Origin of the sequence: Novosphingobium marinum, assembly GCF_013408095.1 — a bacterium.
Classification (GTDB): Bacteria; Pseudomonadota; Alphaproteobacteria; order Sphingomonadales; family Sphingomonadaceae; genus Novosphingobium; species Novosphingobium marinum.
Genome location: NZ_JACBZF010000001.1, coordinates 154,124 through 180,273, shown reverse-complemented (window position 1 = coordinate 180,273; position 26,150 = coordinate 154,124). Strand labels below are relative to the sequence as shown.

Here is a 26,150-nt window from a genome sequence, read left to right as displayed (position 1 = left end):
GATCAGACGCGCATCGGCATCAGCACGTAGAGCGCGGGACTCTTTTCGTCCTGGCGGATGAGCGTCGGCGCGCCTGCGTCGGCGAGGTGCATCTCCACCGAATCGCCTTCCACCTGGGCAAGGATGTCCTTGAGGTAGTTGGCATTGAAGCCGATTTCGAAGCCGTCGGACTGATAGGCCGCGGGCACTTCCTCGGCGGCAGTGCCGTTGTCCGGAGACGTTACCGACAGCACGACCTTGTCGGTTTCCAGGGCCATCTTGACCGCACGGGTCTTTTCGGTGGCGATCGTCGCGACGCGGTCGACGCCTTCGAAGAAGGACCGCGGATCGACCTTGAGCAGCTTGTCGTTCCCCGTCGGGATGACACGCGTGTAATCGGGAAACGTGCCGTCGATCAGCTTGCTGGTCAGGACGACGCCGTTCTCTCCGCCAAGCGTGAAGCGTATCTTGGATGCCGAAAGGTCGATCTCGACATGGGTGTCGAGCGATTCCTCGAGCAGCTTGCGAAGCTCGGCCACGCCTTTGCGCGGGATGATCACGTCGGGCATGCCGTCCGCGCCCTCCGGGCGGGCGAGCGTGAAGCGCGCCAGCCTGTGCCCATCGGTCGCCGCCGCCTTAAGTTCGTCGTCGGAAACGTGCAGGAAGATGCCGTTCAGGTAGTACCGCGTCTCCTCGGTCGAGATCGCGAAGCGCGTGCGATCGATCAGCTGCGCCAGCGTTGCAGCCGGCACCTCGAAGCTCGTCGGCAATTCGCCTTCGACGATCACCGGGAAGTCGTCGCGCGGCAGCGTAGGCAGCGAGAATCGGCTGCGCCCGGCCTTTACCGCCATCCGGTTGTCGGCGGTTTCCAGGCTGACCTGCGAACCATCGGGCAGCTTGCGCGCGATGTCGAAGAGGAGATGCGCAGAAACCGTGATCGCACCCGGGCTCTCGACCGAAACCGCGCTCATCGTCTCGACCACCTGCAGGTCGAGGTCGGTGGCCATGACCTTGAGCGCGCCGCCTTCGGCAGCCTCGATCAGGACGTTCGACAGAATCGGGATGGTATTGCGCCGCTCAACGACCGACTGCACGTGGGAAAGGCACCGCAGCAGCGTTGCACGTTCGATGGTGGCCTTCATGACGCTCTATTGTCCCCCTTCGGCGGCACGGGAGATTCGCCTCCTCCCTCGCAAGTCAGGACCACCTTCCTTAACGCGGAGACCACGGCGGGCAAGCCGCAACCGCGCGCAAAGGCGTGATTCTGGGGATAAATGGCGGATTCGCAGGGCGCGACCCGCGCGGTCCGGTCAGGAGATCATGGCCATCCCGCCGTTGACGTGGATGGTCTGCCCGGTGACGTAGCCAGCCTCGCGGCTTGCCAGGAACACCACGGCTGCCGCCACGTCGTCGCCTGCGCCCATGCGGCCCATCGGAATGCGCGAATTGAGCGCCTCCTTCTGGGCGTCGGGCAGGTCGTCGGTCATCGCGGTGCGGATGAACCCCGGCGCCACGCAGTTCACCGTCACGTTCCGGCTCGCCAGTTCCTGCGCCATGCTCTTCGACATGGCGACGAGGCCGCCCTTGGCCGCCGCGTAGTTCGCCTGGCCGGGGTTGCCGGTCGCCCCGACGACGCTGGTGATCGTGATCATGCGGCCGAAGCGTGCCTTCATCATCGGCTTCATCGAGGCGCGCATCAGTCGGAACGCGGCCTCGAGGTTGATGCGCATCACCGCATCCCATTCCTCGTCCTTCATCCGCATCGTCACGTTGTCGCGAGTGATCCCGGCGTTGTTGACGAGAATATCGATCCCGCCCAGCGAATCGACCGCGGCCGGCACGAGCTTCTCGACATCGTCGGCATTGGAGAGATCGCACCTGATCGCGATGTGATCCTCTTCCTGCAGGTGCTGCGGCGTATGCTCGTCGAGTTCGTCGCGGAACACGCGCAGCTTGTCGTAGTTCGAGCCCGACACCGCCAGCCTTGCGCCCTGCCGGGCGAGCGCCCGCGCGATCGACGAGCCGATCCCGCCCGATGCGCCGGTAACGAGGGCTTTCATTCCATGAAGGTCGAACATCGTATCCATTTTTCTCAAAGCTCCTTCGCGAGCGCTTCGATCTCGTCCATCGTCGCCGCGTTGTGGACGGTCACGTCGCTGGCGCTGCGCTTGATCATCGGTCCGACGACCTTGCCGCCCAGTTCCACGACCGTGTCGACCCCCGCTTCCTGCATCGCGATCGCGCTTTCGCGCCAGCGGACGCGGCCAGTGACCTGCTCGACCAGCAAGCGCTTCACCTCGGCGGGATCGCTGACCGGTGATGCGGTGACGTTGGCGAAAACCGGGAGGCGCAGCAACTCCGGCGGCGTCTTGTCGAGAGCTTCTGCCATCGCGTCGGCGGCGGGCTGCATCAGCGGGCAGTGGAAGGGCGCGGACACGGGCAGGAGCACACCGCGCTTGATGCCGTGTTCCTTCACCAGCGCCACCGCGCGCTCGATCGCGGCCTTGTGTCCCGACAGGACGACCTGCGAAGGATCGTTGTCGTTGGCGACGGTACACACCTCGCCCTCCGCAGCGGCATCGGCGAGCGCCTGCGCCTTTTCGAGGTCCGCGCCGAGCAGCGCCGCCATTGCACCCACGCCGACGGGAACAGCAGCCTGCATCGACTGACCGCGCAGCTTCAGAAGGCGCGCCGTGTCGGAAAGGCCGAACGCGCCGACGGCGCACAGCGCGGTATATTCGCCAAGGCTGTGGCCGGCGACGTAGTCGGCCTTGTCGGCGATCGGTATCCCTGCGTCACGCTCGAGAATGCGCAACACGGCAATGGCATTTGCCATGATCGCAGGCTGGGCGTTCTCGGTGAGCATCAGCTCGTCCTCGGGCCCCTCGCGCATGATCCGCGAGAGGTTCTGGCCCAGCGCCTCGTCCACTTCCTCGAACACTTCGCGCGCCGTCGCGCTCGCGGCCGCCAGCTCGGCGCCCATGCCGACCTTCTGGCTGCCCTGCCCCGGAAATACGAATGCGCGCATGACTGTCCTCTCGCTGCCCGTCGAAACGGCTTGAAGCGGCAGCGCTTATTGGCAGCGCCACCGGGGCACAAGCCTAGCCGAGCGAAATGTCGACAGTCACGCCCTTCGAGAAATCGCCGGCCTTCTTCTTCACGTAGCCATAGAACCCGGTAAGCGAATCCGCCGGCTCGTACAGCTCGAGCATGTGTCCGTAGGCGGCGACGGTATCGACGAAGGTGTAGCGGAACCCGTCTGGCATTTCGGCGTCGAGCGCGAGTTCGAAGCCCTCCTTCTCGAACCGGGCGGAATCCTCGGCGACCGAATCGACGAACAGCGCGACGTGGTGGATGCCGGTCCTCCCCGATCCTTCGGGATAGACATCGTGAAAGGCCGAGGGGCCGGGATTGTTCTGCTGGACGAATTCGATCATCACTTCGCCCCACTGGCCGTAGGCGCTCGTGTGGTCGAGTTCGCGCGGTGTGCCGCGATGAACCGCCTTCACCAGCGGGATGTTCTCGGCAACGAAATACGGCCCCGACCCGAAGAGGGCCGAATGCCGCTCCGCCGCAGCGCGGACGTCGGGTACGAAATAGGCGATCTGGCGAACGGGCAAGTCGGGCATCCTCGAAGTCTCCTATGTACTGTCGCCCCGGCTTCCGAACGGAACGATCCTGTTGTCGGCATCGTGGCCGATTTCGGCGCTGCCGAGAAAGGGTATCGCATGGCGCGCGCACCAGTAGCGCGCGATTTCCCCGGCATCGGCACCGAACGGCCTGTCGTTCTCCGGCACGTCGCTGATCCGTCCGAGCCGCAGCCCGGCGATCCCACCGAGATGCGCGGTCACGTGAAAAAACAGCCGGTCGATCGCGTAGAAATGCTCCGCCACTTCCTCCACGATCACGACGTGACCCGCAAGGCCGGGCATCAGCGAGGTACCGCACAGCATCGCCAGCGTGATCAGGTTGAACGCGACGGTCGGCCTGTCGTCGAGGCCGGGTTCCAGTCCGCTTTCGTCGCCTTTCAGAAAGGAAAGCGCGCGCAAGATGGCATCCTCGCCACCCTCGCGCCGGATATCGACGGGCATCGGGCCGTGCACGGGCCTCCCGATGCGCTCACGATAAAGCCCGCCGAGCAGATAGCCGGCGTCGGAATAGCCGAGCCAGGTCTTGCCGTCCGCCCCCGGCCCCATCCCCGCCAGCGCGGCATCGGCGATGCGGCAGGCGCCATAGCCGCCGCGCGCGAACCAGACCGCGTCGAAGGAGGGATCGTTGGCGCATTCGAGCAGGGCGGCAAGGCGCACCTCGTCTTCGCCGGCGAAGTGGCCATGCTCGGCACGGACCTGCGGGTGGAAATGCAGTTCGAAGCCGGGCGCGTGGCGGCTCGCCAGTTCCAGCACCTGCTCGATATCTTCGGCGTCGATCGGTCTCGACGGGGCGCAGATGGCGACGCGGGTCATGCCCCTCCTCTAACCGCCTTGTTGTGTTGTTGCGAGGGGGCGAATACGGCAGCGCCATGACTCCGGACGAAATCACGACCCGCCCCTGGTTCTTCTGCGGCATCGGCGGGTCCGGCATGCTGCCCCTCGCGATGATCCTCAAGGGCCTTGGCGCACGGGTCGCCGGCTCCGATCGCAGCCGCGACCAGGGCCGGATGCCGGAGAAGTTCGCCTGGCTCGAAGCGCAGGGTTTCACCCTCCATCCGCAGGACGGCAGCGGCATCACCCGCAGCGAGCAGGTGCTCGTCGCTTCCGCCGCGGTCGAGGACACCGTGCCCGAAGTCGTGCGCGCCAGGGAGCTTGGCTGCGCCCGGATGAGCCGCGCCGAACTCCTCGCAACGCTCTTCAACGCGTCCGCGCAGGGCATCGCCATCGGCGGGACGAGCGGCAAGTCCACCGTTACGGGAATGACCGGCTGGATCATGGAGGAGGCCGGGCGCCGGCCGACTATCATGAACGGCGCGGTGATGAAGAACTTCGCCTCGCCCGACGCCCCGTTCGCCAGTGCGAGGATCGGCGACGGCGACCTGTTCGTTTCCGAAGTCGACGAAAGCGACGGCTCGATCGCGCTCTACAGGCCGAGCGTGGCCGTACTCCTCAACGTCAGTCTCGATCACAAGCCGATGGAAGAATTGCGGCCGCTGTTCGCGAATTTCCTCGCCGCCGCCGACGCGGCAGCGATCAACGCCGACGACAGGGAGGCTTTCCGGCTGGCGAGCCATGCCCGCAACGTGACGACGTTCGGCATCGACAACGGTTGCGCCACGATCGTGGTGAAGGACGGCTCGATCCGCGACGAGGGCATGCGCCAGTCGGCCACTGTCGTCGACCGGCGAGCGGATACCCAGGCGGACCTGCTACTGCGCATGCCGGGACGCCACAACCTGTCGAACGCGCTTGCCGCGATCGCTGCCGCGACGGCCGCCGGCGTGGACTTCAGACAGGCCGTCGAAGCGCTCGCCAGCTTCGAGGGGCTGGCGCGCCGTTTCGACGTCGTCGGCACCAGCCCGTCCGGGATCACGGTGATCGACGATTTCGGGCACAATCCGGAGAAATGCGCGGCGACCCTGCGTACGCTCAAGGCACATCCGGGTCGCGTCATCGCGTTCTTCCAGCCCCACGGGTACGGCCCGCTGCGCAAGATGGGCGTCGAGCTGGCCAGTACTTTCGCCCGCGAGCTCGACGGCGAAGACATCACGATCCTGTGCGACCCGGTGTACTACGGCGGCACCGTCGATCGCAGCATGGGAAGCGAGCGGATCGTCGCGATGATCGGCGACGCGGGCGGCAAAGCCGAGCATATCCCCGAACGATCCGACTGTGCCGACCGCATCGTCCAACAGTCCCGCTCCGGCGACCGCATCGTGGTGATGGGTGCGCGCGACGATACGCTTTCGAAATTTGCGGCGGATATACTCGACAGCCTGCCCTAGCGCCTCGCGCTCAGTGCGCGCCCTTGCCGCGCAGCGACTGGACCGTGTGCACTGCCCAGGCAATCGCCGCCCCAAGTATCAGGCCGAACACCGCCGACACCACTGCAAGGCTGAGCCAGCCCAGCACGCCGCCGAGCGCGCCCGTCGCATCGTGCACCGCATGCTCGATCCCGTGCGCAATGTCGTAGAACAGGTCGAAGCCCAACTCGTGCGTGCCGTGCAGGATGATGCCGCCACCGACCCACAGCATGGCGAGCGTCCCCACTGTCGAGAGCAGCGCGAGCAGCTTCGGCATTGCCCGCAGCAGGAACCGGCCCACCTTTTGCGCCGTTTCGCTGGCTCGCTTCGCCAGATGAAGCCCGATGTCGTCCATCTTCACGATCAGGGCGACCGCACCGTAGACCACAACGGTGATTGCCACCGCCACCACCGCCAGAATCACCCCGCGCATCAGCAGCGTGGTCGGGGTCCCGTCCGCCATTGCGGTGACTTCATTGAGGGCAATCGCCATGATCTCGGCCGACAGGATGAAGTCGGTGCGGATGGCCCCCGCCACGCGCTGCTTCTCGAACTCGGCGACGTCCTCGATAGGATCTTCAAGCGTCTCGCCGTGTTTGGCCCCGCCGAATTTCTCGATGACCTTTTCCGCCCCTTCGAAGCAGAGGTAGCCCCCGCCCAGCATGAGCAGCGGCACGATCGCACCGGGCAGGAATTCGCTGAGGATGAGTGCGATAGGCAGCAGGACCAGCAGCTTGTTGCGCAGCGATCCCTTGGTGATCTGCCAGATGATCGGCAATTCGCGATTGGGCTCGAAATTCGTTACGTAAGAAGGCGTTACCGCTGCATCGTCGATCACGACGCCGGCTGCCTTGCTGCCTGCCTTGGCCACGCCTGCACCGATATCGTCGATGGACGTCGCCGCCATGCGCGCGATGACGGAGACGTCGTCTAGGAGGGCGACGAGACCGGAGGGCATGACGGTTAATCCTTGCTGAAATGACGTGGCGTTTGGTGTATCGTCGCGACAGTGGAGTCGCCTGCTCGACGATCCCAGGTCGGACAGTGCAATCCTGTCAGGCAGTTGGCAAGCTCTTCGCCAAGGCCCTTGCATTCGTTCGCGAATGCGCTAAGGGCCGCTGCTTCCCGGGTCCGAGCCACCGAACCGGACCCGGGAAGTTTGCCAAGAAGGCCGGAGGGGCCCCTGCGATCCGCGCGGGACAAGCCAGCGATCGGCATAGAATGAAAGGAAACCGCCGTGCCGCTTTACGAGCACGTGTTCCTGGCTCGCCAGGACCTCAGCCAGTCGCAGGTCGATGCGCTGGCCACCACCGCAACCGAGATCGTCGAGTCGAACAACGGCAAGGTCGTCAAGACCGAGACCTGGGGCCTCAAGAATCTCGCATACAAGATCAAGCGCAACCGCAAGGCGCATTTCGTGATGCTCAACATCGAGGCCCCCGGCGACGTCGTCGAGGAACTCGAGCGCCAGACCGCGATCAACGAAGACGTGATCCGCTGGCTCACGATCCGCGTCGACGAGCACGAGAATGGCCCGTCGGTGATGATGCGCAAGAGCGACCGCGACAACCGCCGTCGCCGCGACCGGGAGAACTGATCCATGGCCCGCGCCTTTTTCCGCCGCCGCAAGTCCTGCCCCTTCTCGGGCAAGAACGCGCCGAAGATCGATTACAAGGACGTGCGCCTGCTGCAGGGCTTCATGTCCGAGCGTGGCAAGATCGTGCCGAGCCGCATCACTGCCGTTTCCGCCAAGAAGCAGCGTGAGCTCTCGCAGGCGATCAAGCGCGCCCGCCACCTGGGCCTGCTGCCCTACATCGTGAAGTAAGGAGGAAACGACCATGGACATCATCCTCCTGGAACGCGTCGAGAAGCTCGGCGGTATCGGCGATGTCGTCTCCGTCAAGGACGGCTACGCCCGCAACTATTTGCTTCCGAACAAGAAGGCCCTGCGCGCCAACGAGGCGAACAGGAAGGTCTTCGAAGCCAATCGCGCGCGTATCGAAGAAGAGAACGCAGCCCGCCGCGGCGAGGCCGAGAAGCATGCCAAGAACGTCGACGGCACGCAGGTCGTCCTGATCCGTGCGTCTTCGAACTCTGGCCAGCTCTACGGTTCGGTCGCGGTTCGCGACATCGTCGAGGCGCTCAACGAGAAGAACGCCGACGTCACCAAGCAGATGATCGTGCTCGAACGCCCGATCAAGTCGATCGGCATGTACGACGTGCGCGTCAACCTGCACCCCGAGGTTTCGGTCACCGTGCAGGTCAACGTGGCCCGCTCGCCCGACGAAGCCGACCTGCAGGCGCAGGGCGTCGACGTGATGGCCGCGATGTTCGAGGAAGAAGCCGCTCCGACCGGCTTCGTCGAGGAGTTCGACCCGAACGCCGAGCCTGGCGAGATCGCGACGCAGGAAAGCGAAGATGCCCCTGCCGAGGACGGCGAGGAAGCCACTTCGGACGACGAGGAACAGGCCTGAGCCTCGCTCTTCCTCATCGAATTCGGAAAAGCCCCGGCCTGCTGGTCCGGGGCTTTTCCTTTGCAACGCATCGCGTTGCTGCCTGGATCGAGGATCACAACGTCCTTCCGCTTGTCATGGTGCTGGACTAGGGGCGGGACATGCACTCTCCCAAGGCCATCGTCCTCGAACTGAAGAGCGTCTACGACGACGCGGTTTCCACGCTCAGGTCCGACATCGAAGCCTATGTCGCCGAGGGCACGCTTCCGCCCTCGCACCGCACCGCGGATCGCGCGTGGTGCTATCCCGAACTGCGCATCCACTACGATGGCGACGAGACCAACCCCGAGCACTCCCGGGCCTTCGGGCGCCTGGGACATGCGGGTACCTACAGCACGACGATCACCCGGCCCGTACTGTTCGCCGACTACCTCGAGGAGCAGCTGGCGCTGCTGTCCGCGGATTACCGGATAACTGCCGAAGTCGTTCGCTCGGATCAGGAAATCCCGTTCCCTTACGTGCTCGACGGCGCGGATGTCGGGGGCGTGCGTCCGCAGGAGCTGGCGCGTCATTTCCCGACGACCGAGCTTGCGAAGATCGGCGACGAGCTTGCCGACGGGATCGAGCTCGACAATCCGGACGATCCGATCCCGCTGTCGCTTTTCGACGCATTGCGCACCGATTTCAGCCTCGCACGCCTCGCGCACTACACCGGCACCCGGCCGGAGCATTTCCAGCGCTACATCCTGTTCACGAACTACCACCGCTACGTCGACGAGTTCGTCGGCTGGGCGGCCGGGCAGCTCGGCAACGGCGCCTCGGCGCTTGCGGGAGCGGGTGGGCTTTACCTGGAGAACCCCGCCGACGGAGAGAACGTTCACCTCAACGATACGGCATGGCGCCGGCACCAGATGCCCGCCTATCACCTGATCGCGCCCGACCGGATGGGCATCACGCTGGTCAATATCGGCGTCGGTCCCTCGAATGCGAAGACGATCTGCGACCACCTCGCGGTGCTGCGGCCCGAGGCATGGCTCATGATCGGGCATTGCGGCGGCCTGCGCGACACGCAGCGGATCGGCGACTACGTGCTGGCGCATGCCTACCTTCGCGACGACCACGTGCTCGACAGGGTTCTGCCGCCCGAAATCCCGCTGCCGGCCATCGCCGAAGTGCAACAGGCGCTCGCCACCGCGGCCGAGACGGTGAGCGGCACCGCAGGACCCAACCTCAAGCGGCGCATGCGCACCGGGACCGTGGTGACGACCGACGACCGCAACTGGGAACTGCGCTTCACGCAGTCGGCCCGGCGCTTCAGCCAGTCCCGCGCCATCGGCATCGACATGGAAAGCGCGACGATCGCTGCGCAAGGCTATCGCTTCCGGGTACCCTACGGCACGCTGCTGTGCGTGTCCGACAAGCCGCTCCACGGCGAACTCAAGCTGCCGGGACAGGCGAACCGGTTCTACGAGGAGGCCATCGCCGCGCACCTTTCCATCGGCGTGACTGCGGTCGACCTGCTACGCGAGGAAGGCGACAGGCTGCACAGCCGCAAGCTTCGCGCCTTCAACGAACCTCCGTTCAGGTAGGGCTTCAGCCGAACAGGACGACTGCCCGGTAGACAAGCGCAGCGCACAGCACTGCCAGGCTGGCGAGCAGGGCGACAAGGGCCGTGCGGCCCCTGAACGCACCGGCATAGGCAAACACGATCCCCGCCTTGAAGGCCATGTTGACCGCAACGGTGCCGGACAGTGCCAGCGCGGCAACCGCGAGCGGGACCGAATCCGCCGGTAGCGTCGAGTAGGCAACCATCGCCGCGTCGACATCGAAGCTGCCCGCGATGAAAAGCGAGATCGCGCCGCCCGCTTGCCCGAACTCGACCTGCGCCCACCTGACGAGCAGCGACGCCGCCGCGACGGCCAGCAGGAATCCAAGTGCCGGCAGAAGTTCGAATGGCCGGGATTTCAGTTCCGTCCGCTCGCTCGGGGTATCTGCCTCGCGCCGCCATGCAAGGCCGGCCGCGACGAAGGCCGCGATCGCCGCCGGACCCAAAAGCAGCGCTATCGATGGCGCTATTCGGGGAGCGAGGACCAGCGCGAGCAGTGCCACCCGGAGGTACATCACCGCGCTCGCAAGCGCGATGCCGGTGGCGAAAGGTCCGGGATCGCCGTTCTTGAGGCGCGTCGAGAAGGCTGCCGTTACCGCCGTCGAAGAATAGGCGCCGCCGATCAGGGCAGTCGCGATGGTGCCCCTCTCCTGCCCGACGACCCGATTGGCAATGTAGCCGAGCACCGAGAAGCCGGTGACGAGCACGACGACCAGCCACAATTTGAAGGGATTCCACGCTTCGTAGGGGCCATAGGATGCGTCGGGAAGAAACGGCAGCACGGCACCGGCTATCACGGCATAGCGTGCAATCGCCCTCACCTCGTCCTGGCTCATCGAACGGAGCAGGCCGTGCGCCTGCGTGCGCGAGGCAAGGACCAGCGCGGTCACTGCTGCCCCCGCCAAGGCGATCGCCGGGTATCCCGCGCCGGCCAGAAGGCCAAGACCCAGGGTCACGAAAGCGGCGACCATCGTCGTCGCATCGTTTGAATTTCGCTGCCGCGCCGAGCGCAGGAAGACAACGACCAGAAGAACGACGATCGAGCTGAAAAGGATCGCCGAGATTGCCGGGGAAACGAGCCGGGCCGCTATGGCGACAAGTCCGCCGAGGCCTCCCAGTAGCGCAAAGGTACGCACTCCGGCGACGCGTGCGCCGTCCGCCTCTTCACGCAGCTGCCATCCGCGCTCGATGCCCGCAAGCAGTCCGGCACCCAGGGCAGCGAGCAGGTCGAGCGCGACATGCCCCTGCGAAGCCAGTGCATCGGTGTAAGTCATTGCCGCGCCGCCACCCCTGCGTCCCGACGCTTCTTAAGCGTCCTTGCGCAGGTTTTGAAGCTGCCTTGCCACGAATGGGGACTGGTCAGCGATCGAGGATCGCGAGCCCGTCTCCGCCCTTGCCCGCATTCAGCCGGCGCAGGACGTTGCCGGTGGCGAAATCAACTTCCGCGACAGTGTCCGTTCCGGTTTCTGCGACATAGATCCGTTCACCGCCGTCCGAGAAGAGGATGGTCACCTGCTGGGCACTCTCCGCCCCGGCGCGACCGGAGACGGCGATCGTCCTCACGACCTTTCCGGCAGCAAGGTCGATGACACTCAGGCTGCCGTCCTCGAGGTTCGAGGTGACACCGAAATCGCCCTGCGGCCTGATCGCAAGCCGCAGCGGGAAGGCGCCCGTGGACGTCTCGCGCCGCACCTCGAGAGTGCGCGGGTCGAGTTCGATCGCCTTGTCGGAACCGCGCGCCGAAACCCAGAGCGCCCGCCCGTCCGGCGATAGCGCGATGCCCTCCGGTTCCTCGCCGACCGCGACGGACTTGATTTTCCGCCTCGCCGCGAGGTCGATCAGCGTCACGGTGCCGTCGCCCATGTCCATCGTCCAGGCCCGGCTCTCGTCCGGCGCGACGGCGAGCATGTGGCTTCCACGCTGTCCGGTGGAGATTTCCGAAAGCCCCGCCTTGCCGAGTGGATCGGCGACGACGAAGATCGAGTTGCGGCCCTCGGCGGTGGCGTAGAGCGTGCCGCTGTCATGCCACACGATCCCGTGCGGCCTTGCGCCGCTTCCGAGTTCGATTCGCCCGATCCGTTCGAGGCTGTCGGTCGCGAAGATGTCGAGCGAGGTGCCGCCATAGCATGCGAGCGCGACATGCCTGCCGTCGGGAGAGGATGCCAGCTCGTGGGGATTGGCGCAGCTTTCGACGCGCCGCACTTCCGTTCCGCTCGACAGGTCGATCCTGGACAGGCTGTCGCCACGCTTGTTGGCAACGAACAGCGCCGGGCCGTCGGTGCCCGCGACCCCGGCCTCTCCCGAGACCGGGGCGCATGCGGCGATTAGCGCCGCGACTGCAAGCGCGGCGCCCCTTGTCACCAGCCCGCCGTCTTGCCGCGGTTCTGCCTGTCGAGCCACTTCTTGAGCGGCGCGAAGTATTCGAGCATCGGCTTCGCGCTCATCCGGCGGGTGCCGGTGAACGCTTCCAGAGCATCGGGCCACGGCTTCGAAGCGCCCATCTCGAGCATCGCGTTCAGGTTCTTGCCGACCGTCTCGTTGCCATAGAACGAACAGCGGTGAAGCGGGCCTTTCCACCCGGCCTGATCGCACGCAGCCTTGTAGAACTGGAACTGGAGGATGCGGGCGAGGAAGTAGCGCGTGTACGGCGTGTTGCCCGGGATGTGGTACTTCGCGCCCGGATCGAAGGCGTTCTCGGGCCGCTCGACCGGCGGCACGATACCCTGGTATTCGGTGCGCATGTCGGTCCACGCCTTGTTGTAGTCCGACGTGCCGATCGAGCCGTCCATGACGCCCCAGCGCCAGCGGTCGATCAGCAGGCCGAAGGGCAGGAAGGCAACCTTGTCCATCGCCTGCCGCAGCAGCAGGCCGATGTCCTTGTCGGCGCTGGGTACCTGCGAGCGATCGAGCATGTCGATCTGCACGAGGTATTCGGGCGTGATCGACAGCGCGATCATGTCGCCTATCGCCTCGTGGAAACCGTCGTTCGCGCCATTCAGGTAGAGGTACGACTTGTCGTTGTAGGCGCGCTGGTAATAGTTGTGCCCAAGCTCGTGATGGATCGTGATGAAGTCATCGGCATTGGGCTTGATGCACATCTTGATGCGGATGTCGTCGACGTTGTCGATGTTCCATGCGCTGGCATGGCAGACGACTTCGCGATCGGCAGGCTTGGTGAAGAGGCTGCGCTGGTAGAAGGTCTCGGGCAGCGGCTCGAAGCCGAGCGAGGAGAAGAAATCCTCGCCCACTTTCACCATGTCGAGCGGGCCATGACCCTTCTGCGCGATCAGGTCTGTAAGATCGTAGCCGAGGTCGCCGGCACCTTCCGGCGCTACGAGCGGGTAGATGTTGCCCCATTCCTGCGCCCACATGTTGCCCAGCAGGTCGGCACGGATCGGCCCGTTGGCGGGCTGCACCTCGTCTCCGTACTTCTCGTTCAGCTTGCCGCGCACGTAGGTGTGCAGCGACATATAAAGCGGCTTCACTTCCTGCCACAGCCGTTCGGTTTCGGCGGAGAATTCCTCGGGCGTCATGTCGTAGCCCGATCGCCACATCGCGCCCACGTTGTCGAAGCCTAGCTCGCGCGCGCCTTCGTTGACGATTTCGACCATGCGGGCATAGTCGCCCTTCATCGGCGCGCCGACGTTGTCGTGCCAGCTCGCCCACATTTCCGAAAGTTCGGCGGGCGTGCGTTCGATGTTGCCCATCTCCGCCTCGATGTCGGAACCGGAAATCGGCTCACCGTTGAGCGTGCCCTTGCCCTTGCCGTAATCGGAGGAAAGCTTGGTCGCGATCTCGTTGAGCTCGGTCGCCGCGCCCGCCGTAGTCGGAGCGGGCAGCACGATCCCGTTGCGCAGGATGTCCAGCTTGCGCTTGACGTCGGGCGACAGGCCGGGGATCGCGGCGTAGCGGGCGGCCTGCACCGCGTACTTGACGCTCTTCTCGGTGCCGACCGCATTGATCTGCGCGGCAAGCCTGTCCGTGTCCTCGGTGATGTAGGTGAAGTTCACCCAGTTCACGCGGCTCGCTTCGACCGAATAGTCGAACAGGTCCTTTTCGGCTGCCGCGACGAACTGCGCCGCGCCTGCCGGAGTTAGCGGATATGCCGGTTCGCTGGCGGTCGCCTCATCGGCAGGCGCCTGCGCGGCGGCAGGAACCGCAAGGCCGATCGCAAGCGCGGCAAGTGCGGTCGATGCAAATTTCATGGGTGCGTCCTCGGGTATTTTAATTGTCGATACCGCGTATTTTTGCACTGCGAGAGTGCCCGAATCAACCAGAGAGAAATTGCGCGATGGCCTCTCCGAACTTGCGCTCCGTTACCGAAGACATGTGCGTTCCGGGAACTTCCGTATAACTGCCGTGCGGCAGAGCGTCCGCGAGCGCGGTGGGCGACCCGTTGTCGCGATCTTCCGCGCCGCACACGACGAGAGTCGGCATGGTCACCGCGTCCAGTGCATCGGGCGGCGTGTCGTCCACCGATTGCAGGAGTTGGCGCGCAGCGATGCGATCGACGTTCATCGTTTTCATGAAGGAGCGCGCGAAATAGGCCGGATCGCCGCGCCTGATCTCGTCGAAACGATCGATGGCATCGACGAAGAAGGCGCTGCGCCGCGCCCATCCGGCAAGACCCTCGAGCCCCATGCCGCCCAGGACGAGCTTGCGCGGTTTCAGTCCGGCCAGCACGGACCTCACCGCGGTGCGGGCTCCAAGCGAGAAACCAACGAGGTCGTAGTCGGTCAGCCCGAGCGCTTCGACGAGGGTTTCGACATCGCGGACCAGAACGTCCTCGGGATAGGCATCGGGATCGTGCGGCGCGTCGCTGGCGCCGTGCGCGCGCAAGTCCGGCATGATCGCCTCGAACCCGGCATCGGCGATCCGCGCGGCATGGCCGAACTTGATCCAGTTGACCTCCGCGCTCGAGAACAGTCCATGCAGCATCAGCACCGGGCGGCCCTGCCCCGTCCGGTGGACCGCCAGGCGCGCGTCGCCCCAGCCTTCAACCATGTCGGTCCCGATGTCAGCCATGCGCGTTCCTTCCGTCTGAGCCCCGCGTCGATAGGGGCGGCGGTCCCGGATGCCAAGGCGACCCTGACCTAATGTAGAGCTTGATATGATAAGTCTGCTTAATATATGCGCGCTTCATGGACAATCTCGGTTACCAGCTTGTCGATTGCTCGCGCCTTTTGCGCAGGCATTTCGACGACCTGATCCGGCCCTTCGGCCTTACCGGCCCGCAGGCCCGCATGCTCTTCACCGTCCAGCGGTCGGAGGGGCTGAACCAGAACGCCTACGCCGACTTGCTCGAGGTCGAACCGATCACGCTGTGCCGGATGGTCGACCGGATGGAGGAAGCCGGCCTCCTCGCGCGCGAACCCGATCCCAAGGACCGGCGTGCCCGGCGACTTATGCTCACATCACAGGGCAAGGAAGCCATCAACTCGCTGCGTCCCGTCATCGATGCGGTGATAGAGGACATTGCGGGCGCGCTCGACGAGAACGAGCGGTCCGCGATGGCATCCGGCCTCGACAAGCTGCGCGGGCGGCTCGGTTCGCTGCGCGAGGAAAGGCTGGCCGCCAATGGCTGAAGCCGATCCCCGGATAGACGAAAGCGAAACGACTGCCGCCACGGAAAAAGGGACACCTGAAGGCAGCGACACGAAGCAGGAAAAACGGCGCAAGCGCAAGAAGCTCGTCCTGATGATCCTGATGCCGCTGCTGATCCTTGCAGGGATCGGATGGTACTGGCTTTCGCTCCAGGGCAAGGTTTCGACCGACAACGCTTACGTGAAGCAGGATTCGGTTTCGATCACCGCCGAGATAACCGGCCCGATTGCCGAGGTTTTCGTCAAGGAGGGCGACCAGGTGAAGGCCGGCGACCCCCTGTTCCGCATCGATCCCGAACCCTATCGGATTGCCCTGGAGGACGCCAACGCAGCGCTTGCCGAAGCGCAGGCCAACGTCACCGCGCTCGCCAGCGATGCCGACCTGAGCGGTACCGACATCTCCGCCGCGCGTGAGGACATCGCGTTTGCCCAGTCCAGGTTCGAGCGTCAGCAGGCGCTTTGGGAACGCGGGTTCACCACCAAGGCCGACTACGATGCGGCGCGCCATTCGGTGCAGCAGGCACGGGAGTCGCTGAAAGCCGCGCAGGCCCGCCAGTCCGAAGCCAGGGCCAGGCTCGCGCAGGGCGCTGCGGCGCCCGGCAGGAACCCCCGCATCGCCGCAGCCGAGGCCCGGAAGGCGAAGGCCGAACTCGACCTGCGGCGGACGAGCATAACCGCTCCGCTCTCGGGACAGGTGGCGCAAGCGGCGCGGCTGCAAGTTGGGCAGATGGCGCTGACCGGCCTGCCGATGCTGGAAATCGTCGGCCAGGAAAGCACTTACGTCGAGGCGAATTTCAAGGAAACGCAGCTCGACGAACTGCAACCCGGCCAGCCCGTCAGGATCGGGTTCGATGCCTACCCCGGCCTCGAGCTCAAAGGACACGTCGTATCGATCGGAGCGGGAACGGGTTCCGAATTCTCCGTGCTCCCCGCGCAGAACGCGTCAGGCAACTGGGTGAAGGTGACCCAGCGCGTACCGGTGCGCATCGCGATCGACGAGGATTCGCCGCGCAAGCTGATTGCAGGTCAATCGGTCGAGGTAACCGTCCGGACGGAGGACTGACTTGGCCTCGCACGCGAAGTCCGGTGCACCCGGAGCCGCCGCTGCGGGATCCGGCTCGGCACCAGGGGACGTAGCCGAGGTTCCCTGCGACAACGTTCCGCTCGTCTACATCGGCGTCATGCTTGCCGCGCTTCTGCAGGTTCTCGACACGACCATCGCGAACGTTGCCCTCCCCCATATGCAGGCCGCGCTTGGAGCGACGACCGAGACCGTGACGTGGGTTCTCACCAGTTACATCGTCGCTTCGGCCATTGCTCTCCCGATCACCGGATGGCTCGCCGGGCGGATGGGCATGCGCGAGTTGTTCATCCTGTCGACCGCCGCCTTCGTGATCTTCTCGGCATTGTGCGGGCTGGCCACGAACCTGACGCAGATGGTGGCGTTCCGCGTCGGCCAGGGCGTGGCGGGGGCCTTCCTCATGCCGCTGAGTCAGGCCGTGCTGCTCGACGTCACGCGGCCCTCGCGTCACCCGCAGGCGATGGCCCTGTGGGGCATGGGCGTCATCATCGGCCCCATCGCCGGCCCGATCCTCGGGGGCTGGCTGACCGAGAATTTCGAATGGCGCTGGGTTTTTTTCGTCAACGTCCCCCTGGGTGCGATTTCGCTGTTCCTGATGATCACGCAGCTCCCGCGCTGGACCAAGGCCAAGGTTCGGCTCGATTTCCTCGGCTTCGCGCTTCTTGCGCTGTTCCTGGGCTCCCTGCAGCTCCTGCTCGATCGCGGGGAGCATATCGACTGGTTCGACTCGGCAGAGGCATGGGTCTATGCCGCCCTGGCTGCATCGTGCGGTTGGGGGGCGGTGGTCCACCTTGCAATGTCCCGAAATCCGCTTTTCGACCGCGCACTGTTCAAGGACCGCAATTTCGTCATCGCTCTGCTCGTGATGGTCGTGGTCGGGATCGCGGTGTTCGCCACGCTCGCGCTGCTGCCGCCCATGCTGCAGAACCTGCTGGGCTTCGATGTGCTCGATACCGGCTTCGTGCTTGCCCCGCGCGGCGTCGGAGTCCTCATATCGATGCAGCTCGCCGGCTTCCTGATCCGCAGGGGAGCGGACCCGCGCATCGTCATCGCCGCTGGTTTCGGCCTGACCGCCTATTCGATGTTCGAAATGTCCGCGTGGTCCCTCGAAGTGGATTCGTTTCACATTATCTGGACCGGCGTCGTTCAGGGGCTGGGACTCGGTCTGATCTTCATTCCGCTGAACGTGGCCGCGTTCGCCACGCTGGCGCCACGGCTGCGCACCGAGGCGTCCGCCATCCTCAACCTGACGCGGTCTGTCGGCGCGTCCGTCGGCATTTCGGTCGTTGTCTCGATCCTCGCGCGCAGCATCCAGATCAACCACGCCGAGCTGGGTGCGAATATCACCGCGACGACGCTTCCCATGATCGACATCGACCAGGCACGCATCGCCGGCCCGGTGGGCGAGGCCGCCTTCCGGATGATCGACATGGAGATCAACCGGCAGGCAGCCATGATCGGCTACCTGAACGATTTCTACCTGATGGGCTGGGCGTGCCTGCTTTCGCTGCCGCTCGCGTTCCTCGTTCGCATCAAGCGGCCGGGGGGCTAGGCGGCAGGGGCGATCAGCCCTCTCCCGCCTTGTCGCTCCACTGATCGAAGGCTTCCAGTGCCTGCGCGGCGTACATCGCCGAAGGGCCGGCGCCCATGTAGATTGCAAGTCCCACGGTTTCGGCGATCTCGTCGCGGCTGGCACCCGCCTTTCGCGCTGCGGCGACGTGATAGGTAATGCACGGATCGCAGCGCATCGCGACCGAGATCGCCACGGCCATGAGCTCCTTGCTCCGCGTGTCGAGCGCGCCCTCCTCCAGCGCTGCCGCACCCATCTCGCGGAATGCCTTCATCGCGCCCGGCGCGCTCTTGCCGAGTTCGCCGACTGCCGGGTTCATCGCCCTGGCCATCGCCGGCCAGTCCTTGAAGCTGCTTTTCGCCATATCGTCACCTCCTGTCGGCCCCGCTTTCGCCGGGCCGGTGCAAGGAGACCATGACGAGGATCAAATCAGCCCTTCTTGAGGTGCTTTCGTCCCAGCAGTTCGGCGATCTGCACGGCATTGAGCGCGGCGCCCTTGCGCAGGTTGTCCGAGACGCACCACAGCGCCAGGCCGTTTTCGACCGTGGGATCCTCGCGCACGCGGCTGATGTAGGTGGCGTATTCGCCGACGCACTCGACCGGCGTCACGTACCCGCCGTCCTCGCGCTTGTCGACGAGCATGCAGCCCGGTGCCTCGCGCAGGATTTCCTGCGCCTGCTCGGCGGAAATCTCTTCCTCGAACTCTAGGTTGAGCGATTCCGAGTGGCCCACGAACACGGGCACGCGCACGCAGGTCGCCACGACCTTCACCTTGGGGTCTAGGATCTTTTTGGTCTCGACGATCATCTTCCACTCTTCCTTGGTGGAGCCGTCGTCCATGAAGACGTCGATGTGCGGAATCACGTTGAAGGCGATCTGCTTGGTGAACTTTTCCGGCTCGACCTGGTCGCCGACGAAGATCGCGCGCGACTGGTTGAACAGCTCGTCCATGCCGGCCTTCCCCGCGCCGCTCGTCGACTGGTAGGTCGAGACGACGACGCGCCTGAGCTTCGCGGCATCGTGCAGCGGCTTGAGCGCGACGACCATCTGCGCGGTCGAGCAGTTCGGGTTGGCGATGATGTTCTTCTTGGTATAGCCGTCGATCGCGTCCGGGTTCACTTCGGGCACGATCAGCGGCACGTCCGGGTCCATGCGATAGAGCGACGAGTTGTCGATCACCACGCAGCCCTGGCTCGCCGCCTTCGGGGCATAGGTCTTGGTCGGGCCGGATCCGGCTGCGAACAGGGCGATGTCGTAGCCGGTGAAGTCGAAATGCTCGATGTTCTTGACCTTGAGCATCCTGCCGGTCTCGCCGAACTCGATCTCGCTGCCCGTCGAACGCGAGCTGGCAACGGCGGTTAGCTCGTCGCAGGGGAATTCCCGCTCGGCGAGAATGTTCAGCATCTCGCGACCGACATTGCCCGTCGCGCCGACCACGGCGACCCTGTATCCCATCGTATTCGTCCTCTGGCAGCGCCGGGTTGCGGCGCAAATGAAATCGGCGCGTTAAACGTGCCGCCGGATCATGGCAAGGTCACACGCCCCCTGTCAGATAGGCCAGCTTCGGGGCGTGTGACGTCACCCGGAAACAGCAAAAAGGCGGCCCGAAGCCGAGCCGCCTTTCGCTGAAACAAACCTTGCGGTCCGGGGTCAGCCTTCGGCGGACGCCCGGTTGTCGCGGCGTTCCGCGATCCGGGCGCGCTTGCCGGTGCGGCCGCGCAGGTAGTAGAGCTTGGCACGACGCACGACGCCGCGACGGACGACGGTGATGCTGTCGATGTTGGGCGAATAGAGCGGGAAAACGCGCTCGACGCCTTCGCCGAAGCTGATCTTGCGGACGGTGAAGTTCGAACCCATGCCGCGGTTCGACCGCGCGATGCACACGCCTTCGAAGTTCTGCACACGCTCGCGCGTGCCTTCGATGACCTTCACGCCGACGCGGACGGTGTCGCCCGGACGGAATTCGGGAATATCCTTGGCGGCCTTGGCGATTTCCTCGGCCTCGATCTGCTGAATCAGGTTCATGAGCCTGGTCCTTCGTTCTTTTGCCGCGCGCCAGAGGCAGACTGGGCCCGAGCGCCGACGTGGCGCTCCCAAAGGTCCGGCCTGCGTGACCGAGTGTCTTCTTCCGCCCTTTGCTTCCGCCAGGCGGCGATCTTCGCATGATCCCCCGATCGCAGCACTTCAGGGATCGTGCGCCCTTCCCATTCGACAGGTCGGGTATAATGCGGATATTCGAGGAGGCCGTTCTCGAACGATTCCTCGGTTCCGCTTGAAGCCGCGCCCATTACGCCGGGAAGCAGCCGAATGCAAGCGTCGAGAGCCATGATCGCCGCCGGCTCGCCGCCCGACAGCACGATGTCGCCGACCGACACTTCCTCGACGTCGCGCGCGGCGAAGATGCGCTCGTCGAACCCCTCGAAGCGCCCGCACACGACCGTGATCCCCGGACCTGCGGCGAGCTCGCGGACCCTTGCCTGCGAAAGTGGCTTTCCGCGCGGCGTCATGGCGAGCACCGGGCAACCGGGGCGAAGGGCGCGCGCATGGTCGATCGCGGCTGCCAGCACATCGGCCTTGAGCACCATCCCTGCCCCTCCGCCAGCTGGCGTATCGTCGACGGTGCGATGGCGGTCGGTCGCGAAGTCCCGGATCTGCACGGTGTCGAGCGACCACGTGCCCTGATTAAGCGCCCTGCCCGCCAGCGACACGCCGAGCGGCCCGGGAAACATTTCCGGATAGAGCGTGAGGACAGTGGCAGCAAACGTCATGGAGCGGGCTGATCCACGCGCCCGCCCGCCATGTCAACTTATCCGCACGGGGCTATCCGCTGATGCATAGCGAGCGCCTGACCAGCGCCGTCACGGGGGCCGGACACTGCGGGATGAGGTCGATCCTCGGAAATGCGTTCGGAAAAGCCTTGCCCGTATCCCAGTTCAGCACGGCAACGAGAAAGGCCGCCGGCCCGTTCCGTCCCTGGTAGTTGACCGAGCCCCTTGCGGTGCTGATCCACCCGTCCTGCATGGTTCCGCGCAGCCTCTCCCACTTGCGAACCGTGGCGATGAAATGCTCGTTCACCGTACCGACCGTGATCCTCTCGAAGTCCGGCTTGATCTCCCTCTCGATCACGCTGCAACTTGCTGCGCAACGCATCAGGAAAGTGACGAGGAACACGTCTTCCTGCCGGTTCGGACTGTTGTACCCTACGTTTGCGTCCGTGTTGAAGAATACCGGAAGCATCGTCGACTGCGTGATCTGGAATTTCGCCAAGCCGTCCTCCTCGATTTGGGGGCCTTCGATCCCTGATGATTGTCCCGTTTCAGATGCCGATGATGCCGCGCTTCACCAGCGACGTGATCTGACCCGGCGAGGGGACGTCGGGAATGCGGTCGATCCGCGGCCAAAGGTCCGGGTATCCGTCGCGAACCAGCTTGTTGAACGAAGCTATGAGGTAAACGCCGTTCCCGTACTGGCCTGATTGCGATGAGCGACTGATCCTACCGTCGGGAGAGAGCTTCAGGGAGTTCTGGAGAGCCTTGATGCTAGCGACGAATTCCGGCGTGCACGTCGAGGTGACCTTCGTTGCGGCGCAGACCTTCCTCGCTTCGGGAGACTTGGCCGCCTTCGCGGATAGCCTCATCAGGTAGGATGCCAGCGCGACATCCTCGGCATCGTTGACGCCGCCTTGCCCGACGGCCTTGCCGACGTTGAAAATGACGGGGACCTGCGGGTTGGTGGACTTCATGAAATCGGCCATATACTTCGCTCCTTCAAGAAAGGAATCAGTTTTGTTGTTGGCCAACCCGGTTTTAGTTCTCCTGTTTTCGGAGAAACGCAAGTAGAGATTTTTCAAGGTCAGTACGCGCGATCAATTACCCTTTTTAAACTATAAGCTTAGCGTAGCCACGACCGGAAACGCCGGCAGGTCGGACTCAGGCTGCGCACTTGACGAAGACAATTCCGTCGCCCTCAATCCTGTGGCCCGCCAGCATAACGGTCTGCCCGTCGCCGGGTGGCTTCACCGCAAGGCCATCGGGGCCGCGAGTCTCGATCGGGAGCGTCGGGAGCGGCTCATCCCATTGCAGGCCCGGTGTCGGTCCGACATCGACGACGCCGGTCTCCGGAAAGCCGTTGATTCGTGTCTCGATGATCGCCATTCCGCGCGAATTGACGGTGACATCGAAGTCGGGCTTTTCACAATCGGCGCCGATCCCTTTCGCGACCCAGCTTCCGCGGACGTATTCGATGGAGAGGGCGATGCCTCCGGCACGGGCGGGATCGCGGTCGTGTGCGGGCGGATCGATGGCCTCAAGGCGCGCTACGCGGATCGTTCCCTCGCCCTGCATGCATGTGCTTACATCGGCTTGGGACCCGGTAACCCGGACGTAATCGCCCGGACCGAAGTCGGCTTCGCCCAGCTCGAGCGCCCAGATTTCTCCATCGGGCGTTCGCAGGACCGGACATTCGACGCCATCGGCTATACGCCCTTCCCGGGACATTTCGTCGGGCACATCGAACGCGGATACAGCTGCCGAAGCACGGTCGCTCGGCGGTAGCTCGGGGGCCTCCGGTTCTCCGTTACAGGATGCGGCGGCGAGCGAGAGCGCGACCGCCGCAGCGATGGTCGATGCTCTGTTCCTCATGTGAAATGAAGGCGCGACGCGACCCAATGGTTCCTGTCCGATGCCTCCTGGAAGGTCAGTCCTCGGCGAAGGCCGCTGTCACGACGAGCCGGCGGTCGTCCCATTCGGGCACCGCAGGCTCGATCATCGGGACCATGAAGCGTTTTCCCGACGGCCTTAGGATCTCGAGGATGTCGCCTGCGCCGAAATTCTCGACTGCGACGACCGTGCCCAGCGCCTCGCCCGTGTCGGACACGGCTGGAAGGCCGACCAGGTCCGCATGGTAGTATTCACCGGCTTCGAGGTCCGGCAAGGCCGAGCGGGGCACGGTCAGTTCCACACCGCGCAGCGCCTCGGCGGCATTGCGGTCGGTCACTTCCGCGAAACGGGCGATGGCCCCGCCCTTGTTGTCCTCCCGGACTTTCGCAAGCGTCAGGCTGGAATCGTTGAAGGCGCGGAAGCGCTTGAGCGCCGCCACGCCTTCTCCGAACAGCTTGATGCGAACCTCGCCCGTCACGCCGTGCGCGCCGGTTACGACGGCGAGCGTGACGGTGCGGTCGCCCGGCAAGGCAGGTTAGCCCTCTGCCTTCTCTTCGCCGGCGGCCTCTTCGGCTCCGTCCGCAGTCTCGGCGGCCTCGGCGGCGGCGCCTTCACCTTCCGCGGGCGCATCCTCGGCGGCTGCATCTTCGGAGGGCGCTTCGTCAGCGGCTGCTTCCTCGGTCGGAGCTTCCTCGGCGGGCGCTTCGGCTGCTGCCTTGGCGGCTTCCTCGGCCTCGGCTGCCTTGGAGGCGCGTTCTTCGGCGCGTTCCTTGGCCTTCTCGCCCGGCTCGGCCTTCTGCGGGTTGTTGCGGGCCGCACGCTCCTGGATGCCGGCGGCATCGAGGAAGCGGGCAACGCGGTCGGACGGCTGCGCGCCGACACCGACCCAGTAGCGCGCGCGATCTTCGTTGAGCTTCACGCGGTCGGGATCGTCCTTGCCGAGCAGCGGATTGTAGGTGCCGATCTGCTCAAGGTACTTGCCGTCGCGCGGAGCGCGCTCGTCGGCAACGACGATCTTGTAGTAGGGCCGCTTCTTCGCGCCGCCGCGCGACAAACGCATTGCAATTGCCATTAGTTCTTACCTTTCAAAATCAAACGGTTGAAATCTATTTCTTCAAGAAATTCGAAAGATCGGGAGGTCCACCGGGGCCGCCAAGGCCAGGCATCGAGCCGCCCTGCCCCGGTCCGCCCAGGCCCGGCATGGCGGCATCCATGCCGCCCTTGCCGAAAAGCTGGCCGAGCCCCTTCAGGCCGCCCATCTTCTTGATCTGCTTCATCGCCTTGGTCATTTCCTGGTGCATCTTCAGGAGCTTGTTCACGTCCTGCACCTGCGTGCCCGAACCAGAGGCGATGCGCCGCTTGCGCTTGGCATTGAGCAGCGCCGGATTGCCGCGCTCCTTCGGCGTCATCGATCCGATGATCGCGTCCATGCGCAGCAGCACCCGGTCATCCATGCCCGACGACTGCATCGCCTGCTTGGCCTTCTTCATCCCGGGCATCATTCCGGCCAGCACGCCAAGGCCGCCCATCTTCTGCATCTGGCGAAGCTGGCTGCGCAGGTCGTTCATGTCGAACTGCCCCTTGGCCATTCGCTCGGCCATGCGTTCGGCTTCCTCGGCCTCGACCGTCTCCGCCGCCTTCTCGACGATCGAGACGATATCGCCCATGCCGAGGATGCGTCCCGCGACGCGCTTGGGATGGAACGGCTCGATCGCGTCGATCTTCTCGCCGGTACCGGCAAACTTGATCGGCTTGCCGGTGACCGCGCGCATCGAGAGCGCCGCGCCGCCGCGCGCATCGCCGTCCATGCGGGTCAGCACGACGCCGGTCAGGTCGATCTCGCCCGAGAAGCTCTGGGCCACGTTGACCGCGTCCTGTCCGGTCAGCGAGTCGACCACTAGCAGCGTTTCGGTCGGCTCGGAAATTTCCGAAACCGCCTTCATCTCGTCCATGAGCTGCTGGTCGACATGGAGGCGGCCGGCGGTGTCGAGCAGCAGAACGTCGATCGCCTGCAGCTTCGCGGCCTGCAAGGCGCGCCTGGCGATGTCGACGGGCTGCTGTCCCTGGATGATCGGCAGCGTCGCGACGCCGGTCTGCTCGCCGAGCACCGCAAGCTGCTCCTGCGCGGCCGGACGATTGACGTCTAGCGAGGCCATCATCGGCTTCTTGCCGTGCTTCTCGCGAATTAGCCTGGCGAGCTTGCCGGTGGTGGTCGTCTTGCCCGAGCCCTGAAGACCGACCATCATGATGACGACGGGCGGCCTGGCATCGAGGGTAAGGCCGACGGTTTCCTCGCCGCCCAGCATCTCGACCAGTGCGTCGTTGACGATCTTCACGACCTGCTGGCCGGGAGTCACCGATTTCAGAACCGACTGCCCGACCGCCTTTTCGGTCACCTGATCCACGAACCGGCGAACAACGGGAAGCGCGACATCGGCTTCGAGAAGCGCGATGCGCACCTCGCGCATGGCGTCGCGAACGTCCTGTTCCTTGAGCGCGCCGCGCCCGCGCAGCTTATCGAAGACGCCGCCGAGGCGATCTGACAGGCTGTCGAACATATCCGCGCACTCCTAACCGGCGATCCGCACGAGGCCGATCACGCCAAAAACGCCGGCGGACGAAACCTCGTCAGCCAGCGTGTAACCCGTATTCCCATACCACGTTCCGAACCGTGGCGTAATCCCTGCGAATGGTGGAGCCGAGGGGGATCGAACCCCTGACCTCTACAATGCCATTGTAGCGCTCTCCCAGCTGAGCTACGGCCCCGATCCATTTCGCTGCGGCCCGTCCTGGGTGGCGAAACCGCATTTCCCGCGCCTGTGGCCCGGGACGCCGCCCTCTAGTGACGCGCCCCGGCCTTGGCAAGGGTATTTTGCAGCAGGGCGATCAGGTTTCTTCGTCGTCGTCGTCGCTGCCCTTGCTGACGCCGAGATCGTCGTCGCCGCCCAGATCGACGTCGTTGTCGGGCGAATCGTCGTCCTCGTCGATGTCGAGATCGTCATCGGCGAGATCGGAGTCTTCTTCCTTCTTTTTCTTCTCGTCCTTCTGAGCCTCCTCGAAAGGAATCGGCTGCTTGGACTTCAGCACCGGCTCGGGCGTCCACTCGTGCCCGCACTCGATGCAGGTCACGGGATCGTCCTTGCCCAGGTCGTAGAAACGGGTGCCGCATTTCGGGCAACCATGCTTGGCGCCCCATTCTGGCTTAACCATCAACAATCCTCACGATGTCGCCACCCGTCGCAGGGCA

The 26,150-nt window shown here is 64.9% G+C and carries 29 protein-coding genes and 1 tRNA gene; 8 read left to right on the top strand and 22 right to left on the bottom strand.

The genetic code is table 11. The annotated features are described in order from the left end of the window. Positions 1–2 precede the first annotated feature (2 nt). The 5 genes from dnaN to FHS75_RS00890 all read right to left on the bottom strand — a co-directional run bounded on the left by dnaN (position 3) and on the right by FHS75_RS00890 (position 4,442). Positions 3–1,121: a DNA polymerase III subunit beta gene (dnaN, locus tag FHS75_RS00910; protein ID WP_179405843.1), complete on the bottom strand. Its 1,119-nt coding sequence runs from the start codon at positions 1,119–1,121 to the stop codon at positions 3–5. 168 nt (positions 1,122–1,289) lie between these two features. Next, positions 1,290–2,057 (bottom strand): 3-oxoacyl-[acyl-carrier-protein] reductase, encoded by a 768-nt coding sequence (gene fabG, locus FHS75_RS00905; protein WP_179406518.1) that lies wholly within the window; start codon positions 2,055–2,057, stop codon positions 1,290–1,292. Between the two features lie 14 nt (positions 2,058–2,071). Next, entirely contained in the window at positions 2,072–3,007 is a 936-nt protein-coding gene (gene fabD / locus FHS75_RS00900) for an ACP S-malonyltransferase (RefSeq protein ID WP_179405842.1), read from the bottom strand. Positions 3,008–3,080: 73 nt separating this feature from the next. Next, positions 3,081–3,608: a VOC family protein gene (locus tag FHS75_RS00895; protein ID WP_179405841.1), complete on the bottom strand. Its 528-nt coding sequence runs from the start codon at positions 3,606–3,608 to the stop codon at positions 3,081–3,083. A 12-nt stretch (positions 3,609–3,620) separates the two neighbouring features. Further along, entirely contained in the window at positions 3,621–4,442 is an 822-nt protein-coding gene (locus FHS75_RS00890; RefSeq protein ID WP_179405840.1) for an LD-carboxypeptidase, read from the bottom strand. Between the two features lie 56 nt (positions 4,443–4,498). Here FHS75_RS00890 and FHS75_RS00885 point away from each other — a divergent pair, with 56 nt between their 5' ends. Further along, the gene (locus FHS75_RS00885; protein WP_179405839.1) at positions 4,499–5,914 is read left to right on the top strand and encodes a glutamate ligase domain-containing protein; all 1,416 of its coding nucleotides are present in this window, start codon (positions 4,499–4,501) and stop codon (positions 5,912–5,914) included. A gap of 10 nt (positions 5,915–5,924) precedes the next feature. Here FHS75_RS00885 and FHS75_RS00880 read toward each other — a convergent pair whose 3' ends face one another. Continuing rightward, the gene (locus tag FHS75_RS00880; RefSeq protein WP_179405838.1) at positions 5,925–6,890 is read right to left on the bottom strand and encodes a DUF808 domain-containing protein; all 966 of its coding nucleotides are present in this window, start codon (positions 6,888–6,890) and stop codon (positions 5,925–5,927) included. A 279-nt stretch (positions 6,891–7,169) separates the two neighbouring features. On the opposite strand from FHS75_RS00880, the gene rpsF reads away from it, so the two are divergent. From rpsF to FHS75_RS00860, 4 genes are all read left to right on the top strand, one after another. Beyond that, positions 7,170–7,529 carry a 30S ribosomal protein S6 gene (gene rpsF, locus FHS75_RS00875; RefSeq protein WP_179405837.1) on the top strand — a complete coding sequence of 120 codons (360 nt, stop codon included), beginning with the start codon at positions 7,170–7,172 and terminating at the stop codon, positions 7,527–7,529. 3 nt (positions 7,530–7,532) lie between these two features. Next, a complete protein-coding gene (gene rpsR / locus FHS75_RS00870; protein WP_179405836.1) occupies positions 7,533–7,757 on the top strand; it encodes a 30S ribosomal protein S18 in 225 nt (74 codons plus the stop codon). 13 nt (positions 7,758–7,770) lie between these two features. After that, a complete protein-coding gene (gene rplI, locus FHS75_RS00865; protein WP_179405835.1) occupies positions 7,771–8,406 on the top strand; it encodes a 50S ribosomal protein L9 in 636 nt (211 codons plus the stop codon). Between the two features lie 140 nt (positions 8,407–8,546). Further along, the gene (locus tag FHS75_RS00860; protein WP_179405834.1) at positions 8,547–9,974 is read left to right on the top strand and encodes an AMP nucleosidase; all 1,428 of its coding nucleotides are present in this window, start codon (positions 8,547–8,549) and stop codon (positions 9,972–9,974) included. Positions 9,975–9,978: 4 nt separating this feature from the next. Here FHS75_RS00860 and FHS75_RS00855 read toward each other — a convergent pair whose 3' ends face one another. The 4 genes from FHS75_RS00855 to FHS75_RS00840 form a co-directional block, all read right to left on the bottom strand. Then, positions 9,979–11,265, bottom strand: coding sequence for an MgtC/SapB family protein (locus tag FHS75_RS00855; protein WP_179405833.1), 1,287 nt, complete (start codon positions 11,263–11,265; stop codon positions 9,979–9,981). 85 nt (positions 11,266–11,350) lie between these two features. Continuing rightward, positions 11,351–12,352, bottom strand: a complete 1,002-nt coding sequence (locus FHS75_RS00850) for a YncE family protein (protein WP_229735451.1) — start codon at positions 12,350–12,352, stop codon at positions 11,351–11,353. Further along, positions 12,349–14,196 carry a M2 family metallopeptidase gene (locus FHS75_RS00845; RefSeq protein WP_179405832.1) on the bottom strand — a complete coding sequence of 616 codons (1,848 nt, stop codon included), beginning with the start codon at positions 14,194–14,196 and terminating at the stop codon, positions 12,349–12,351. Before FHS75_RS00845 ends, FHS75_RS00850 begins: the two co-directional genes overlap by 4 nt. A 64-nt stretch (positions 14,197–14,260) precedes the next feature. Further along, positions 14,261–15,016 (bottom strand): alpha/beta fold hydrolase, encoded by a 756-nt coding sequence (locus tag FHS75_RS00840; protein ID WP_179405831.1) that lies wholly within the window; start codon positions 15,014–15,016, stop codon positions 14,261–14,263. Positions 15,017–15,132: 116 nt separating this feature from the next. Here FHS75_RS00840 and FHS75_RS00835 point away from each other — a divergent pair, with 116 nt between their 5' ends. From FHS75_RS00835 to FHS75_RS00825, 3 genes are read left to right on the top strand one after another with little or no spacing between them, the layout of a single operon-like run. Continuing rightward, positions 15,133–15,576 carry a MarR family winged helix-turn-helix transcriptional regulator gene (locus FHS75_RS00835; protein WP_179405830.1) on the top strand — a complete coding sequence of 148 codons (444 nt, stop codon included), beginning with the start codon at positions 15,133–15,135 and terminating at the stop codon, positions 15,574–15,576. After that, on the top strand, positions 15,569–16,657 hold the full coding sequence (locus FHS75_RS00830; protein WP_179405829.1) for an HlyD family secretion protein: 1,089 nt from the start codon (positions 15,569–15,571) through the stop codon (positions 16,655–16,657). The genes FHS75_RS00835 and FHS75_RS00830 overlap by 8 nt, the downstream gene beginning before the upstream one ends. 1 nt (position 16,658) lies before the next feature. Next, positions 16,659–18,227, top strand: coding sequence for an MDR family MFS transporter (locus FHS75_RS00825; RefSeq protein WP_179405828.1), 1,569 nt, complete (start codon positions 16,659–16,661; stop codon positions 18,225–18,227). Positions 18,228–18,240: 13 nt separating this feature from the next. Here the strand turns inward: FHS75_RS00825 and FHS75_RS00820 are convergent, their stop codons facing one another. From FHS75_RS00820 to FHS75_RS00765, 12 genes are all read right to left on the bottom strand, one after another. After that, positions 18,241–18,609 (bottom strand): carboxymuconolactone decarboxylase family protein, encoded by a 369-nt coding sequence (locus FHS75_RS00820; protein ID WP_179405827.1) that lies wholly within the window; start codon positions 18,607–18,609, stop codon positions 18,241–18,243. 65 nt (positions 18,610–18,674) lie between these two features. After that, a complete protein-coding gene (locus tag FHS75_RS00815) occupies positions 18,675–19,700 on the bottom strand; it encodes an aspartate-semialdehyde dehydrogenase (protein WP_179405826.1) in 1,026 nt (341 codons plus the stop codon). A gap of 195 nt (positions 19,701–19,895) precedes the next feature. After that, positions 19,896–20,270 (bottom strand): 50S ribosomal protein L19, encoded by a 375-nt coding sequence (gene rplS / locus FHS75_RS00810; protein ID WP_179405825.1) that lies wholly within the window; start codon positions 20,268–20,270, stop codon positions 19,896–19,898. Continuing rightward, the gene (gene trmD / locus FHS75_RS00805) at positions 20,267–21,013 is read right to left on the bottom strand and encodes a tRNA (guanosine(37)-N1)-methyltransferase TrmD (RefSeq protein ID WP_179405824.1); all 747 of its coding nucleotides are present in this window, start codon (positions 21,011–21,013) and stop codon (positions 20,267–20,269) included. The genes rplS and trmD overlap by 4 nt, the downstream gene beginning before the upstream one ends. A gap of 52 nt (positions 21,014–21,065) precedes the next feature. Then, positions 21,066–21,512, bottom strand: coding sequence for a hypothetical protein (locus tag FHS75_RS00800; protein WP_179405823.1), 447 nt, complete (start codon positions 21,510–21,512; stop codon positions 21,066–21,068). Between the two features lie 49 nt (positions 21,513–21,561). After that, positions 21,562–21,999 carry a hypothetical protein gene (locus FHS75_RS00795; RefSeq protein WP_179405822.1) on the bottom strand — a complete coding sequence of 146 codons (438 nt, stop codon included), beginning with the start codon at positions 21,997–21,999 and terminating at the stop codon, positions 21,562–21,564. Between the two features lie 175 nt (positions 22,000–22,174). Continuing rightward, positions 22,175–22,885, bottom strand: a complete 711-nt coding sequence (locus FHS75_RS00790) for a DUF5818 domain-containing protein (RefSeq protein ID WP_179405821.1) — start codon at positions 22,883–22,885, stop codon at positions 22,175–22,177. A 55-nt stretch (positions 22,886–22,940) separates the two neighbouring features. Further along, positions 22,941–23,432 carry a ribosome maturation factor RimM gene (gene rimM / locus FHS75_RS00785; protein WP_179405820.1) on the bottom strand — a complete coding sequence of 164 codons (492 nt, stop codon included), beginning with the start codon at positions 23,430–23,432 and terminating at the stop codon, positions 22,941–22,943. Between the two features lie 6 nt (positions 23,433–23,438). Beyond that, positions 23,439–23,975 carry a 30S ribosomal protein S16 gene (gene rpsP, locus FHS75_RS00780; RefSeq protein WP_179405819.1) on the bottom strand — a complete coding sequence of 179 codons (537 nt, stop codon included), beginning with the start codon at positions 23,973–23,975 and terminating at the stop codon, positions 23,439–23,441. Between the two features lie 34 nt (positions 23,976–24,009). Further along, positions 24,010–25,461 carry a signal recognition particle protein gene (gene ffh, locus FHS75_RS00775; RefSeq protein WP_179405818.1) on the bottom strand — a complete coding sequence of 484 codons (1,452 nt, stop codon included), beginning with the start codon at positions 25,459–25,461 and terminating at the stop codon, positions 24,010–24,012. Between the two features lie 132 nt (positions 25,462–25,593). Further along, positions 25,594–25,669 (bottom strand) — tRNA-Ala (locus FHS75_RS00770). Between the two features lie 120 nt (positions 25,670–25,789). Next, positions 25,790–26,113 (bottom strand): TIGR02300 family protein, encoded by a 324-nt coding sequence (locus FHS75_RS00765; RefSeq protein ID WP_179405817.1) that lies wholly within the window; start codon positions 26,111–26,113, stop codon positions 25,790–25,792. Positions 26,114–26,150 lie beyond the last annotated feature (37 nt).

Excerpts from the sequence above, each read along its gene's own strand:
- dnaN (WP_179405843.1), bottom strand. The coding sequence starts at position 1,121 with ATGAAGGCCACCATCGAACGTGCAACGCTGCTGCGGTGCCTTTCCCAC.
- fabG (WP_179406518.1), bottom strand. The coding sequence starts at position 2,057 with ATGTTCGACCTTCATGGAATGAAAGCCCTCGTTACCGGCGCATCGGGC.
- fabD (WP_179405842.1), bottom strand. The coding sequence starts at position 3,007 with ATGCGCGCATTCGTATTTCCGGGGCAGGGCAGCCAGAAGGTCGGCATG.
- FHS75_RS00895 (WP_179405841.1), bottom strand. The coding sequence starts at position 3,608 with ATGCCCGACTTGCCCGTTCGCCAGATCGCCTATTTCGTACCCGACGTC.
- FHS75_RS00890 (WP_179405840.1), bottom strand. The coding sequence starts at position 4,442 with ATGACCCGCGTCGCCATCTGCGCCCCGTCGAGACCGATCGACGCCGAA.
- FHS75_RS00885 (WP_179405839.1), top strand. The coding sequence starts at position 4,499 with ATGACTCCGGACGAAATCACGACCCGCCCCTGGTTCTTCTGCGGCATC.
- FHS75_RS00880 (WP_179405838.1), bottom strand. The coding sequence starts at position 6,890 with ATGCCCTCCGGTCTCGTCGCCCTCCTAGACGACGTCTCCGTCATCGCG.
- rpsR (WP_179405836.1), top strand. The coding sequence starts at position 7,533 with ATGGCCCGCGCCTTTTTCCGCCGCCGCAAGTCCTGCCCCTTCTCGGGC.
- rplI (WP_179405835.1), top strand. The coding sequence starts at position 7,771 with ATGGACATCATCCTCCTGGAACGCGTCGAGAAGCTCGGCGGTATCGGC.
- FHS75_RS00860 (WP_179405834.1), top strand. The coding sequence starts at position 8,547 with ATGCACTCTCCCAAGGCCATCGTCCTCGAACTGAAGAGCGTCTACGAC.
- FHS75_RS00855 (WP_179405833.1), bottom strand. The coding sequence starts at position 11,265 with ATGACTTACACCGATGCACTGGCTTCGCAGGGGCATGTCGCGCTCGAC.
- FHS75_RS00845 (WP_179405832.1), bottom strand. The coding sequence starts at position 14,196 with ATGAAATTTGCATCGACCGCACTTGCCGCGCTTGCGATCGGCCTTGCG.
- FHS75_RS00840 (WP_179405831.1), bottom strand. The coding sequence starts at position 15,016 with ATGGCTGACATCGGGACCGACATGGTTGAAGGCTGGGGCGACGCGCGC.
- FHS75_RS00835 (WP_179405830.1), top strand. The coding sequence starts at position 15,133 with ATGGACAATCTCGGTTACCAGCTTGTCGATTGCTCGCGCCTTTTGCGC.
- FHS75_RS00830 (WP_179405829.1), top strand. The coding sequence starts at position 15,569 with ATGGCTGAAGCCGATCCCCGGATAGACGAAAGCGAAACGACTGCCGCC.
- FHS75_RS00820 (WP_179405827.1), bottom strand. The coding sequence starts at position 18,609 with ATGGCGAAAAGCAGCTTCAAGGACTGGCCGGCGATGGCCAGGGCGATG.
- FHS75_RS00815 (WP_179405826.1), bottom strand. The coding sequence starts at position 19,700 with ATGGGATACAGGGTCGCCGTGGTCGGCGCGACGGGCAATGTCGGTCGC.
- rplS (WP_179405825.1), bottom strand. The coding sequence starts at position 20,270 with ATGAACCTGATTCAGCAGATCGAGGCCGAGGAAATCGCCAAGGCCGCC.
- trmD (WP_179405824.1), bottom strand. The coding sequence starts at position 21,013 with ATGACGTTTGCTGCCACTGTCCTCACGCTCTATCCGGAAATGTTTCCC.
- FHS75_RS00795 (WP_179405822.1), bottom strand. The coding sequence starts at position 21,999 with ATGGCCGATTTCATGAAGTCCACCAACCCGCAGGTCCCCGTCATTTTC.
- FHS75_RS00790 (WP_179405821.1), bottom strand. The coding sequence starts at position 22,885 with ATGAGGAACAGAGCATCGACCATCGCTGCGGCGGTCGCGCTCTCGCTC.
- rpsP (WP_179405819.1), bottom strand. The coding sequence starts at position 23,975 with ATGGCAATTGCAATGCGTTTGTCGCGCGGCGGCGCGAAGAAGCGGCCC.
- ffh (WP_179405818.1), bottom strand. The coding sequence starts at position 25,461 with ATGTTCGACAGCCTGTCAGATCGCCTCGGCGGCGTCTTCGATAAGCTG.
- FHS75_RS00765 (WP_179405817.1), bottom strand. The coding sequence starts at position 26,113 with ATGGTTAAGCCAGAATGGGGCGCCAAGCATGGTTGCCCGAAATGCGGC.